This is a genomic window from Winogradskyella vincentii (genome assembly GCF_020166345.1).
In the GTDB taxonomy this organism is placed as follows: domain Bacteria; phylum Bacteroidota; class Bacteroidia; order Flavobacteriales; family Flavobacteriaceae; genus Winogradskyella; species Winogradskyella vincentii.
Genome location: NZ_JAIUJS010000003.1, coordinates 460,121 through 473,586 on the forward strand (window position 1 = coordinate 460,121; position 13,466 = coordinate 473,586).

Here is a 13,466-nt window from a genome sequence, read left to right on the forward strand (position 1 = left end):
TGCCGACAGGCCATAATGGCATATGAGTTTGGAGAATTTTAAAATTCACCTAGTAATGTGAATTATTTATTACAACTGAATTCCTAATTGGAAATCAATTTGCTATATTTAGTTCATTTATTGAAAAATCTTAGTAGATTTTAATACTACGAGTCCTCCACAAATATGTTGGTGGTAAACACATTAAATTAGGTTTGAATCACAACAGAAAAATGCTACAAGAATTAATTGAAAATTGTCCAAAAAAAGTTGATTTAACGAATAAAAGGCATCTTGGAATAATTACAGAAACAGTAGAAATAATCTTAGAAGACCTTGATATCCAAGAAATCGAAAAAATAGAACAGCAATTAATTAGTAAAAATGATGACTCACTCATTTTCATTTTACTGTCCTTTAAAATTGCCAAGTCTAAGCTACTTACATCAAAAATAACAGAACCCTTAAAGATTTCTGTGGTCTTCGCTGTTTATAAAGAACACAATAGAATTCTGAAAAAAAGTGAACATCCACATGGAGAAGATTTTCTTCTAAGAAAAGTTAATCAGCTCCAATGGTTGTTTAATGACCAGCCTTTAATCACGTGGGAGTTGATAATTGTAGATGATGGTTGTCCTGAAGGAAGTGGAAAAATAGCACAAGATATTATTGACAAGAACAACTTAAATGACCAGGTACGTGTTCTTTTTTTAGCTGACGCCATAGAACAAGGACAAGCAGTGGTAAAATCCTTAACTTCGACAAGAGACAGTCAAAAAGGAGGTTCCATAGTCTATGGGATGTGGAATGCCATTCAACAAAAAACTACAGATAACTCAATTGTAATTTATACAGATGCAGACCTATCTACACATTTAGGTCAACTTATGCTGTTGGTTGATCCATTATTGCATCAAAATAAATTAGTTGCTCTTGGTTCACGTAGAGAATCAAATTCAGTTGTTATAAAAAAAGGTGTAAGGAATAATCGAGGTAAACTCTTTATTTATTTATGGAAAAGACTGATACCTAATTTAGGTGATATTGTAGATACTCAGTGCGGATTTAAAGCATTTAAAGCCGAAATTATTCCTCATATAATTAATGACTTAATAGAATCTAAGTTTGCCTTCGATATAGAATTACTCCTCAAAACAGAACTCTTCAAAAAGGGGTCAATAATTAAAATTCCTATTGCTTGGATAGATAGTGAGGAGGCATCAACAACTACAGATTTACAACCTTATTTATCAATGCTAAAATCTATAGCCATGATGAACAAACGGTACTTCCACAAACAGAAAAAAGATAACGAATTTGTATCTTTCATAGAATCACTTAACGAGGAAAGGTTTAATATACTGTTGGACAATATACCACGAAATATCACAATTAGAAATCCTGATGAATTCACGGATTATGATGAGGTAAGAGTTGCTGATTTATTAATAGACTGAATGCTAACTCTAGTAACTGAGGCGTTATTCCCATCCTGAACATTATAAGTGCTTAAAAAATCAACTTCTGTGGATTCAAGAACTTTTTTCTTGTAAACTTTTGTAGAGTCTTGGTGGGCTAAAATTAAACCACCGTAAAAGAATATTATATATACAATGAATTCTTTCACTTATAAAAAAGTTTAATTATATCCACAGCCACCACCAAAATTTCCACCATTTGCACCTGACGCACCTTCTCTATACAGCTTATAACTAGTAGAAAAAATTTTAATTTTTTCTAAGATAATGCCATGTCTGGATCATTTAAATTTACTTTTTCATATTCTTTCAAAGCGAAATACTCAGGTTTTTTTGAAGTACTAAAAATGACTAAAAACTGACCATCATCATTACTAGAGGGAAGTTAAACTTGTACCTTTAAAATCTATTTAATCGATTAGTTATCAATTATTTAAAACATTATTTAGTCATGAAATATAATACTATAATTATAGGTGGTGGATTGGCAGGATTAACCGCTGGAGCGACACTCTCAAAGTTTGGAAAAAAAGTTCTTTTATTAGAGCAACATCACAAGCCTGGTGGCTGTGCAACCACATTTAAACGAGGCGATTTTATTGTAGAAGTTGGCCTTCATGAAATGAGTGGATTGACCGAAAATGGTTCAATAACACAAATTTTTAAAATGTTAAACGTGGATAAACACGTACAATTTGAAAAAGTTCCTGAGTTTTACGGAGTGGTTTCTGGCGATGAAGACTTTGTTATGCCACACGGATACGAAGCTGCCACTAAAGCACTAATCGAAAAATATCCTGAAGATAAAAAAGGTATCAACCGGTTTATGAAACTTATTGCAGGTACGCGTAAAGAGGCCATCAACTTACCACGATCTCGATTTATGCAGAAATTAATTTATCCATTGATGCCATTATTATACCCTAACTTAGTTGAGGCGACTAAACATACTGTTGGATCTTGGCTAGATAAATACATTACCAATGAAAATGCAAAATTAGATCTAATAGCACATCTTGTTTATTGGGGAGATGATCCTTATACGCTGTCAATGTTTTACTACGCTGTACCGTTTTCAGGCTTTATTGAGAATGGTGGTCACTTTATAAAAGGCGGATCACAGGAACTTTCCAACTACCTCGCTTCATACATTGAAAAAAATGCTGGCACTGTTCTTTTAGGCAAAAGAGTTGAGAAAATCAGTACCAAAAATGGCAAAGCAACTGGAGTAACATTCCGTGATAGTTTTAACGAAAATTCAAAACCTACAACTATTTTATGTGATAATGTTATAGCTAATTGTGCCATTCCTACGGTACCATCGCTATTAGACAAACCCTACTCTACTCAACTTCAACAAAAAATCGATTCAAAAACAAATTCATGTTCACTATTATGCATGTATCTAGGTTTCAACACTGATGTCGCAAAATTTGGTGTAAAATACTATTCAAATGTTTTTAACGGAGACGATGTAACTGCCATAAAAGATATTAAAAATAACCACCATGGCGATTGGTCTAAGCGCAGATTCATTTTTGTTGACTATAACAAGGTAGATTCTGGATTGGCTCCGTCACCTAAAACTGAAGGTGTAATTTGTGCAGTAGACTATATCGAAGATTGGGAAAATTTAAATAAGGAAGAGTACAAAGCCAAAAAAGAAGAAATCGCTCAAATATTATTAGAACGTTTAGATAAACGTTATCCAGGAATAAAAAGTAGTATTGAATACTACGAAGTATCTACATCTAAAACTATTAAAAGATATACTTCAAATCCTAGTGGTTCTGTTTATGGTTATGCACAAATTAAAGACCAAATTGCAAGTAAGCGATTTAGAAACAATTTCTTGATCCCAAACCTTTACTTTGCATCAGCATGGGCATTCCCAGGAGGTGGCTTTGAAGGGTCAATTCAAGGAGGTTTCTTGGCAGCATTACAAATGAATCAAGACAAAATTTGGTCAGAATGTGACGATGAGAAATATCAGGATGATAGGATAGTTCAACTTATAGACAGAAAAGAAATTGATGATCATACATTGCAATTATCCTTTGCCAAACCTGTTGGTTTTGAAAAATCAAACGGTGAGTATGCGATTCTTGAAATTATAAATCCAAAAGAACTGGCATTAGACTTACCATATCGCTGGCTACCGTTAGACAATAATAGCGATAGCCTGAGGTTTCAAATTAAATCAGATGACAGCAGTTTCTCTAAAAGTTGCGAACTCATAGATATTGGTGATGATGCTATTGTATACGGACCTATGGGTTAGTTAAAAAACAATTTTAAGTCCTATTAAAAAAGTTTATTACTTTCATTTTTCCGCTCGAATAAATCAAGTTTGTAAACACAGATTATACTGCTGTATGCAAACTTGTTTTAATAAGTGACAGTGTGGTTCATTCAAGAATTGGAGCTTACCATAAGGAATTAAAAGCAATGGATGTTAGTAGTATAATAAAATAATAACGCGTAACAAATTGTATATCAACGTTGAAAACACTGGCATATCTGAATACATAAAAAGCCTGTAACTATAGAAATTAATTATGACAAGCCAATAACGTGTATAATTCCATATATTTACTTCTTTTGTTGGTTGGGTAGAGATTAATAACCCATTTGATATTTAAATAAATGGAAAACACTCCCAAAACGGGTATTAAGGGACTTCTTGAGAATTGGCAAAGCGATTTAATCGCAGCGGTGAGTGTAGCACTCATTGCATTACCCCTTTCGTTAGGTATTGCATTAGCGGCAGGTGCACCAGCAATGTCTGGTATCTTTTCAGCCGTTATTGGTGGTGTGGTTACTACACTCTATCGAGGAGGTCATATTTCAGTAAACGGACCAGCTAAAGGAGTAATTGGAGTTATTCTCCTAGGTATTGTATTAATGGATGATGGAAAAGGTCAGGCATTTAATTACGTTTTGGCTGCAGTGGTTGTTTCTGGTGCTATACAAATGCTATTGGGAATATTAAAGTTAGGTCGATTGGCGGATATTTTCCATAGTTCCGTGATTCATGGCATACTAGCCGCTATTGGAATTATCATTTTTGCAAAACAGATCCACGTGGCTATGGGTACGCATTCTGATAGTCCGAGCATTATACAAAACCTTATTGATGCTGTTTTATTCTTGCCTCAAGCTAATCCATTCGTGCTTATTATTGCTTTGTCTGGATTACTCTTATTATTGTTTCATTCAAAAATCAGTTATAGGTTTTTTCATCTATTACCTGCACCAATGTGGGTTATAGCACTTTCTATTCCTCTCGTTTATGCATTCAATTTCTTTGACCAACAAACGCTTTCATTCCTAGGCAGATCCTATGAAGTTGGACCTCATTTATTATTGGATATTCCAGATACTATTGTGGATTCCATAATGCATCCCAACTTTGGAAAAATTAATACCATTGAATTCTGGACAACCGTATTTTCCATTTTGATCATAACAAGTATAGAATCCTTAGCTATTGCAAAAGCAGTTGATAAAATAGATCCTTATAGACGAAAAACAGATTTAAATAAGGATTTAACAGGTATTGGGTTTAGTACAATGATTGCTGGGTTAATTGGAGGTTTGCCAATTATTGCTGTGATTATACGAAGCACTGTTAATATCCACAATGGTGCAAAAACTAAATGGTCTAATATGTATCAAGGCCTTTTGTTGTTACTTTTTATAGTAGTATTGAGTCCAATAATGAGACAAGTACCATTATGTGCTTTTGCTATTCTACTTGTATATACAGGTTTTAAATTGGCATCTCCAGCTGTCTTTAAACAAGTGTATAATCAAGGAACTGAGCAACTCGTTTTCTTTATTGCCACAATGATTTTAACCTTATATACTAATCTATTAGTTGGTTTACTTGGTGGTTTATTACTAGCATTGATAACGCATATGTTACTTGCTAATGTGTCTATCCCACAGTTTTTTAAGATGGTTTATAGATCGCGTACAAAATTAATGAAACGTCCAGATGGTAGTTTTGATTTAAAGATTAGAGGTATTGCCAATTTCTTAGGAATTTTAAAAGTGGATAAACTGGTAGCACAAATTCCGGCAGGAGCAGATGTTAATATTGATTTATCAGATACAAGATTGGTAGGTATGACCTATATGGACTATTTGGTAGAATACCTCAAGATTCAAAAATCAACCGGTGGTGAGGTATTTATAACAGGATTGGATTCGCATGTTTCATCATCTACATATAATAGAGCTTTAAAACTTAGTTTAACCAGCTCAACAGTCAAATTATCTCAAAGGCAAAAACGATTAAGAAATTTAGCAACTGAAAAAGATTATGAATATTCTAGTCTGGTTGATTGGAATACAATTTATTTAAAGAAGTTCCACTTTTTTGAAATAAGACCAATTGAACGTAAATATAATTGCCTCAAAGGAACCTTTGAAGATTTAAATGTATCATGGGAAATTGCAGATGTAACTTTTAATGAAGGCCAAGCTTTTACAGCTGAGACGTTCAATACAACGCTCATGGTTCTAAAATTGAATAAGAAAATACCGATTTTCACAATGGAAAAAGAGGCGGTATTAGAAAAATTATTTGATCGTGTTATGGCTTTCACAGGGTATAAAGACATTGATTTTGAGATGTATCCAGATTTTTCTAAAAAATTCCTACTTATGGGAAATAATGAATCTGAGATTAGGTCATTTTTTACAGATGAAATAGTTCGCTTTTTTGAGAATAATCAGATTTATCATTTAGAAAGTAATGGAGAGGCAATAATTATTTTTGATAAAATCAAATTGGCACGTACAGATGAAACTATAGCGTTTATAGATTATGCCAAAGAATTGGCGACGCTATTAGATGCTAAAACGACATAATATTCTTTAAGTCAGGCTAAGATTCAGTTAAATTTTGATTGCTTTACTAATATTTAATTGATTGGCCAGCTACTTCGCGTCAGTTTGACAACTGGCAACAACTGAATATAGGCACTTGGAGAGCTATGGAGGAATTGCACAATAATGGTAAAATTCGTGCCATTGGCGTTAGTAATTTTTTAAAACACCACCTAGAGCCACTTTTGGAGAGTGCCAATATTAAGCCTTCTGTTAATCAAATAGAGTATCATCCAGGATACAAGCAAAAAGAAATCATGGAATACTGTAAGGATCATAACATATTGATTGAAGGATGGAGTCCACTAGGAAGAGGGAAAGTTTTACAAAATGAACATCTAAAAAGCATAGCTAAGAAACACCAAAAAACGGTGGCATAACTATGTATTCGCTGGGCAATACAGAATGAAGTGATACCATTACCCAAATCCATAACTCCACATAGAATAAAAGAAAACATCGAAGTTTTTGATTTCGATATATCTAAATCAGATATGGACATTATAGATCAACTGGATACATTTGGTAATTCAGGTCTACATCCAGAATATGTTGAATTCTGAGCTAAAAAGCCTTTTTTCAAAAATTTAGTTTTGTTTCATAAAAAATAAACCTGATTTGGAAATTAGCATACCAACTAACGTTAAATACTTGAAGCTATTTATCTGCTAAATCCCTTATTCTATTTTTGTAATTGATAAATAATATACGGGGCAATTGTTATCCAAATAAGTACTAAAACCCAAACTCGTCCTTGGAAAATATTATAGTCTTGAAATAACCTATTCCATGAATGGCCTGCAACGTAATGACCAAATGTAAATTCGAAGATTATTGTTAGAACGAGCCATAATAATCCAATTTTAATTGCTTGGATTTCCGAAGAGGGGTTCAAAATCTTAAATAATACCCACACGTAAATACCAAATAATACAATCATTGTTGCCGTTGATATTTGATGTGCCTGAAGCTCATTCAATTTATTTCTTATTACCTTTTCACGAAATAAACCGTTTGCAATTGCTATTATTATCATTGGAAACCAAGCAATTATATACCTCCACATTTCTCGAGTTGTTTTTCTGTAAGCCTAATAAAATTATACATTTTACAAAGGTAATTTTATGACTTAGATCAGTACATTTCAATTGAACATGCATTGTTCATATCAATTCATTATCTTAGAGATGCACAAATAATACTTATTGATTCTCAAAAATAGATTTGATTCATTCAATCTATGATAAAATAAATATAATATGGACAAGGCCTTGCAAACTATGTTAGATAATATGCCTGCGAAAACAGGTAAATCTTTAGAAGAATGGAAGATGATTTTAAAAGAAAAAAACTTTCAAAAACATTCTGAAGGCGTTAAGTATTTAAAAACGGAGCATGGTGTCACCCATGGTTTTGCAAATACTATCGTATCCCTGTCAAAGGAGAATAATGCCACTCCAAGTGATTTAGTAGATTCACAATACAAAGGGAAGGAAGAATTGCTACCCATATATAAATCGCTCATTGACTATATTAATACTTTAGGGTCTGATATAACTATTACTCCCAAAAAAGGAAGTGTAAGCATAATACGTAAAAGACAGTTCGTATTAATAAAACCTGCTACTAAAACTAGAATTGATCTCGGATTTAAACTTAAAGATAAGCCTTTAACTGAACGACTTGAAAACTCTGGCCCCTTTGGGACAATGTGTACTCATAGAGTAAAATTGACTACGGTTAACGAAATTAATAGCGAGCTTAAAGGTTGGATTAAGGAAGCTTACGAAAAATCTATTTAAAATATGCTAACATTCTCCTTTAACCATATTGCAATCTCTGTGAGCAATGTAGATCAATCCGTAGATTTTTACCAAAAAGTATTGCAATTCCCTGAAATTGAGAATACTGCTTCAAAATCTAAAACCAGATGGCTAGCAATTAATAATGAGGTTCAGCTTCATTTAATTCCAAGGCCAAATGCTGAGATTAAAACTAATAAAGCGGTCCATTTTGCACTAGCAACCTCAGATTTAAAATCTTTTATTGGCCGTTTGGATGAATTAAAAATAGAATTTTCAGATTGGAGAGATACCCCTGACAAAAGCTATATAAGAAACGATGGTATAAAACAGATTTACTTTCAAGATCCTGATGGCTATTGGATTGAAATAAATGAAGACTTCTAGTTTATAACTTTCCTATTGCATCAGTTAAACCTAAGACTGATGAATATCATTTCAAATTTTTACTATAATCTCTACATTTAAAACTATAAATGTATAGTACTACATTATTTACTAATTAAAATCGATCGTTATGTCTAGTAGAATTAAACAAAACAAATTAGGCAAACTACAGAGTTTCGTAATGGCATTTATATTATTATCTGTAGGTTTCCTAGCAAGCAGCTGTAATGAACAAGCAAGCGGATTTGCATTACCAGAAGGCGACATTGCAAATGGCAAAATTATGTTTGAGCAATTATCTTGTATTGAATGTCATAGTATATCAGATATTGAATGGCGTGGTGGAATTGATAGTCTTCATATTCCGCTTGGTGGTGATATTTCAATACAGAAATCTTATGGTGATCTTGTAACATCTGTAATTAATCCATCTCACAAAATCGCAAGACGCTATAAGGCAAGCGCAACGACAGAAGATGGACAATCAAAAATGGCATATTACAATGAAGTAATGACCGTTCAAGAACTTATAGATATTGTTACTTTCCTTCAATCTGAATATAACGTAAAAGCACCACCATCAAATTACTATCCTTATCACTATTGATAAGAATTATTGATTTTTAAAAACTAACTTATCCCACTAACAAAGGATTCAATTTAAGCCAAATTGGTTCTTTGTTATGGGTTATTAAGGAAAGGAAACCAAGAACTTGCTTAATGTTTCTTCGTAAATAGCTTCGTATCTAGGAACAATATTATGTATATCAAATTTCTTGGACTGTGTTTTTGCGTTCTTTTTAAATGTATTTAATACATCTTTATCCTTTAATATTCTTAAGGCATTTTTAGTCATATCCTTAACTGCGTTAACATCACTTAAATAACCTGAATATCCATCGACATTTACCTCGGGTAATCCTCCTGTATTAGTTGATATTACAGGTACTCCACTTGCCATAGCTTCTAGTGCCGCAAGTCCAAAACTTTCAGTCTGAGATGGTAATAAAAATAAATCGCTGAAACATAGTATTCTATCTATCTCATTACTATTTCCAAAAAATATAACCCTATCTGAAATACCTAATTCTTCAACCATAAGTTCCGCTCCCTCCTTCTCTGGCCCTTCGCCTACCATCATTAGCTTAGCTGGTATTTCTTTCTGTATATTGTAGAATACCTTAATAACATCTGGAATTTGTTTAACCTCTCTAAAATTACTGATATGCGTAATTATACGCTCGTGGTCTTCTGCCATCATTCCTCGCTGGCAATCTGTAAAATTATTAAGATGCTTTTCTAAATCAATAAAATTTGGGACAACATGAATATCCTTTTTAATACTAAAAAGTCTTAGTGTATCTTCCTTTAAGCTCTCCGATACAGAGGTTACTGCATCTGATTTATTAATACTAAAGGTTACTGCTGGTTTATAGAAAGGATGACTACCAACTAAAGTAATATCTGTGCCATGTAAAGTTGTAACAATAGGCACCAAAATACCTTCATCCAAGAGCATTTGTTGCGCCATATAAGCTGCGTAAGCATGTGGCATAGCATAATGCACATGCAATAATTGAATTCCATGCAACTTTACCATATCTACCAGCTTACTCGATAGTGCTAATTCATATGGTTGATAATGAAAAAGTGGATATTCTGGAACATGTACCTCATGAAAATGTACGTTGTTGCTTAATAATTCTAATCTCACAGGTTGGCTGTAAGTAATAAAATGGATTTCGTGGCCTCTACGAGAAAGTTCTAACCCTAATTCTGTAGCTACAACGCCACTACCTCCAAATGTAGGATAGCAAACAATTCCTATTTTCATGTATTACTAATTGTGTTAAGTTGATAACATTAAAAGTCGAAGTTATTCAAAATACTTACAACCTAAGATCTTTTTAACTTATTATTAAAATAGCTTATTCTATAATCGCCTCGTATATAAGACGTTGAATTTCCGTTCTAATATTTTCTCTCAAGAGTAAATTCTTTCCAGCTTCAGGATAGGTTCTATTGGCTAAAAACACATACACTATTTCTTCCTCAGGATCAGCCCAAGCATAAGTACCTGTAAAACCTGAGTGTCCAAAGCTTGTCATAGAAATACATCCGCAAGTTGGACCTTCATCTCCTAGCTGTGGTTTATCAAAACCTACACCTCTTCGATTATCAGAATCGCAATAATAACAGGTATTGAACTTATCAATAGTTTCACTCTTAAAATAGCGTTTCCCACCGTAAAAACCTCTCTGCAAATACAACTGCATAATTTTTGCAACATCATTGGCATTACTAAAAACACCTGCATGTCCTCCAACACCATCTTGCATCGCGGCACCCATATCATGCACGTACCCATGTATTTTTCTATATCTATAATACTTATCTACCTCTGTAGGTACAATATCTTTTAAACTAAATTTTTTTCTTGGGTTATAGGTTGTATAATTTGCTCCTAAGGATTTGTAAAAACGATCTTCAGTAATTTCATTCAACGGTTTGTCGTAAAATCCTTCTAAATATTCTTTTAAAATATAATAAGGTAAATCACTATACCTATACCTTAACCTAGAAAGTAAATCACTCTCTTTAATAATTTCTTGAATAGAATCTTTATAATCATTTCGTAAGAAAAGTGTATTTGTAACTTCAATATTAAAGCCTTTTGTCCGTTTTTTTCTATAGTACTTTGGATCGGGTTTGTTTGTTAATGAATCTAATGTAGCATAATAGAATGGAATCCAAGGTTTAAGCTGGGCATAGTGGGATAGCATTTTTTTTAAGGTAATGTCCTCTTTATTTGTACCTCGATAATCCAATATCAAATCTCCCAGTTTTGAGTCTAAGGAAACAGCTCCTTTCTCTTCAATTTCCATTAAAACCGGTAAAGTACCAAGTATTTTAGTTAGAGAAGCAACATCATAAATATCATCAAAATCTACCTTATTCTTTTTAGCATAGGTATGATACCCGAAACTCTTGTTGTAAATCACCTTACCACGTCTTGCAACCAACAACTGAATACCAGGTGTCATTTTATTCTTTACAGCATAATAAGAGACAGAATCTAATTTTTCTAATAGATCTGAGTCCATCCCTACACGCTCAGGAAGACCATAACTCAAATTTGAAATTGCATTATATGATTCACCAGTACCTAAAGGAAAAAATTGTCCAGTACTAACAGGCAACCTACCCTTAGCAGGTATTGCTCCAAAAATCACTTGAGCAGATTTTTGTTGAGCAATTTTACTATTCTGGTAACTCATAATAATTCCTTCAATATTATCAATTGACAATATATCATTCAATGCATAGGGTCTTGCAAATACGTCTAATATAACTGTATTGTTTCTAGAAATTTCATATAACCAAGCCATCTCCTTTTGTGCGAATTTGTAACCTTTCCAAGGATTAGCATTAGATTTGTGGAAACCAATAATTACGGTATTATAATTTTGAAGTTTAGAAATTAACTCATCTAGCTTATCTGCCTTAATGTGATGTACTTTGGTGTATTTTTTTAATTCACTATAAAAAGTAGAACCATTATCATCACCCAAATTTACATAAGCTATTTTTCTAGTTTCTAAATCACGCAATGGTAGGATTACTTTATCGTTTTTCACAACCGTAATAGCATTCTCCATTAGCTCTTCATACAAAACGTCATCTTTGAGTCTATTAAGGTCTTTCTTCAAATTTACAAGACTCACTGGGCTGTAATTGTTTAGTCCAACCTTATACTTGGCCATTAAAATTTTCTTTACAGAATGTTCTAACCGTTCCTCAGAAATAACACCTTCATTATAGGCCTCAACAAATCTTTCTATTCCATAAACAGGATTTTCAGACATAAGCATAACATCATTACCAGCTAAAAAAGCCATAAGATCTATCTCTCCACCAGTTCTGACAGAATTTTTATTTATTCCATCTATATCCTTTTCAATATAATCAGCCGCACCCTTCATAGTAAGAGCATCAGTGAATATTAATCCTTTAAAGCCGAGTTCTTCTTTTAAAATATCGGTAACTATGTGTTTGGATAGTGACGAAGGAAAACCACGACGCTTTTCTAGACTAGGAACGTTTAAATGGGCCACCATAACACTAGAAAGACCTTCTTTAATCAAACTGCGGTATGGATGAAGCTCAACAGAATCTATACGTTGTTCACTAAATGACACAGTTGGCAATGTTTTATGACTATCATCTTCTGTGTCACCATGACCAGGGAAATGTTTAGCATTTGCAAGGACACCAGAACTCTGCATCCCTTTCATAAACGCTAATCCCTTTGCCGTTACATTATCTCTATCCTCACCGAAAGAACGATTTCCAATAATTGGATTTTTAGGATTAGTATTGATATCTACAACTGGCGCAAAATTAAAATGTACACCAAGTCGTTTACAATGTTCACCAATATGTTTTCCTGTGCGTTCAATTAAATCATTGTCTGAAATTGCTCCCAAAGTCATATTCCACGGAAATGCGTATGTAGAATCTAAGCGCATACTCAGTCCCCATTCTGCATCCATTCCGATCAGCATAGGTACCCTAGAAACTGCTTGTAATTTATTATTTAGTTTGGCTTGACGCATTGGTCCGCCTTTAGAATAAATAATTCCACCAATACCATATTCATTTACTAACCTGAAATATTTGTTATTAACATCAGCATTGTCAGCCGACATTATCTGTACCATGAATAATTGTGCAATTCGCTCTTGGGTAGACAAGGTTTTATAAATACTATCAACCCATTGTTTTTGAAGTAAAGGATCTTGTGCCTGGAGTGGACTCTTTATATCATTTTGAGCAAATGAAGGAAGAAGGTTTAATAAGATAATGATAAGGGCAAATCTTCGCATGTAATAAAATTTCAAATTTAGATTAATCAATAACGAAT

Annotated in this window: 10 protein-coding genes and 2 pseudogenes; 7 read left to right on the plus strand and 5 right to left on the minus strand. The window is 33.2% G+C overall.

All coding sequences use genetic code 11. From position 1 onward, the window contains the following. Nucleotides 1–212: 212 nt before the first annotated feature. A complete protein-coding gene (locus LBV24_RS07960; RefSeq protein WP_224478093.1) occupies nucleotides 213–1,436 on the plus strand; it encodes a glycosyltransferase in 1,224 nt (407 codons plus the stop codon). On the opposite strand, the gene LBV24_RS07965 is transcribed toward LBV24_RS07960, so the two are convergent. Both LBV24_RS07965 and LBV24_RS07970 read right to left on the minus strand, forming a co-directional pair. Beyond that, a complete protein-coding gene (locus tag LBV24_RS07965) occupies nucleotides 1,397–1,606 on the minus strand; it encodes a hypothetical protein (protein ID WP_224478095.1) in 210 nt (69 codons plus the stop codon). The genes LBV24_RS07960 and LBV24_RS07965 overlap by 40 nt on opposite strands. Nucleotides 1,607–1,618: 12 nt before the next feature. Further along, nucleotides 1,619–1,806: pseudogene (locus LBV24_RS07970) on the minus strand (DUF4266 domain-containing protein). A 102-nt stretch (nucleotides 1,807–1,908) separates the two neighbouring features. Here LBV24_RS07970 and LBV24_RS07975 point away from each other — a divergent pair. The 3 genes and pseudogenes from LBV24_RS07975 (at nucleotide 1,909) to LBV24_RS07985 (ending at nucleotide 6,916) form a co-directional block, all read left to right on the plus strand. Next, entirely contained in the window at nucleotides 1,909–3,738 is a 1,830-nt protein-coding gene (locus LBV24_RS07975; protein WP_224478096.1) for a phytoene desaturase family protein, read from the plus strand. A 365-nt stretch (nucleotides 3,739–4,103) separates the two neighbouring features. Next, entirely contained in the window at nucleotides 4,104–6,335 is a 2,232-nt protein-coding gene (locus LBV24_RS07980; protein WP_224478098.1) for a SulP family inorganic anion transporter, read from the plus strand. Nucleotides 6,336–6,442: 107 nt separating this feature from the next. Continuing rightward, nucleotides 6,443–6,916 (plus strand): annotated as a pseudogene (locus LBV24_RS07985) (aldo/keto reductase). 119 nt (nucleotides 6,917–7,035) lie between these two features. Here the strand turns inward: LBV24_RS07985 and LBV24_RS07990 are convergent. Further along, entirely contained in the window at nucleotides 7,036–7,419 is a 384-nt protein-coding gene (locus LBV24_RS07990) for a hypothetical protein (RefSeq protein ID WP_224478100.1), read from the minus strand. A gap of 193 nt (nucleotides 7,420–7,612) precedes the next feature. Between LBV24_RS07990 and LBV24_RS07995 the strand changes: the two genes are divergently transcribed. From LBV24_RS07995 to LBV24_RS08005, 3 genes are all read left to right on the plus strand, one after another. Further along, nucleotides 7,613–8,155 (plus strand): DUF4287 domain-containing protein, encoded by a 543-nt coding sequence (locus LBV24_RS07995; RefSeq protein ID WP_224478101.1) that lies wholly within the window; start codon nucleotides 7,613–7,615, stop codon nucleotides 8,153–8,155. Between the two features lie 3 nt (nucleotides 8,156–8,158). Further along, nucleotides 8,159–8,542, plus strand: coding sequence for a VOC family protein (locus LBV24_RS08000; RefSeq protein WP_224478102.1), 384 nt, complete (start codon nucleotides 8,159–8,161; stop codon nucleotides 8,540–8,542). Between the two features lie 130 nt (nucleotides 8,543–8,672). Next, nucleotides 8,673–9,149 (plus strand): c-type cytochrome, encoded by a 477-nt coding sequence (locus LBV24_RS08005; protein WP_224478103.1) that lies wholly within the window; start codon nucleotides 8,673–8,675, stop codon nucleotides 9,147–9,149. An 84-nt stretch (nucleotides 9,150–9,233) separates the two neighbouring features. Here the strand turns inward: LBV24_RS08005 and bshA are convergent, their stop codons facing one another. Then, nucleotides 9,234–10,376 (minus strand): N-acetyl-alpha-D-glucosaminyl L-malate synthase BshA, encoded by a 1,143-nt coding sequence (gene bshA / locus LBV24_RS08010; RefSeq protein ID WP_224478105.1) that lies wholly within the window; start codon nucleotides 10,374–10,376, stop codon nucleotides 9,234–9,236. Between the two features lie 94 nt (nucleotides 10,377–10,470). Continuing rightward, entirely contained in the window at nucleotides 10,471–13,428 is a 2,958-nt protein-coding gene (locus LBV24_RS08015) for a glycoside hydrolase family 3 N-terminal domain-containing protein (RefSeq protein WP_224478107.1), read from the minus strand. Nucleotides 13,429–13,466 lie beyond the last annotated feature (38 nt).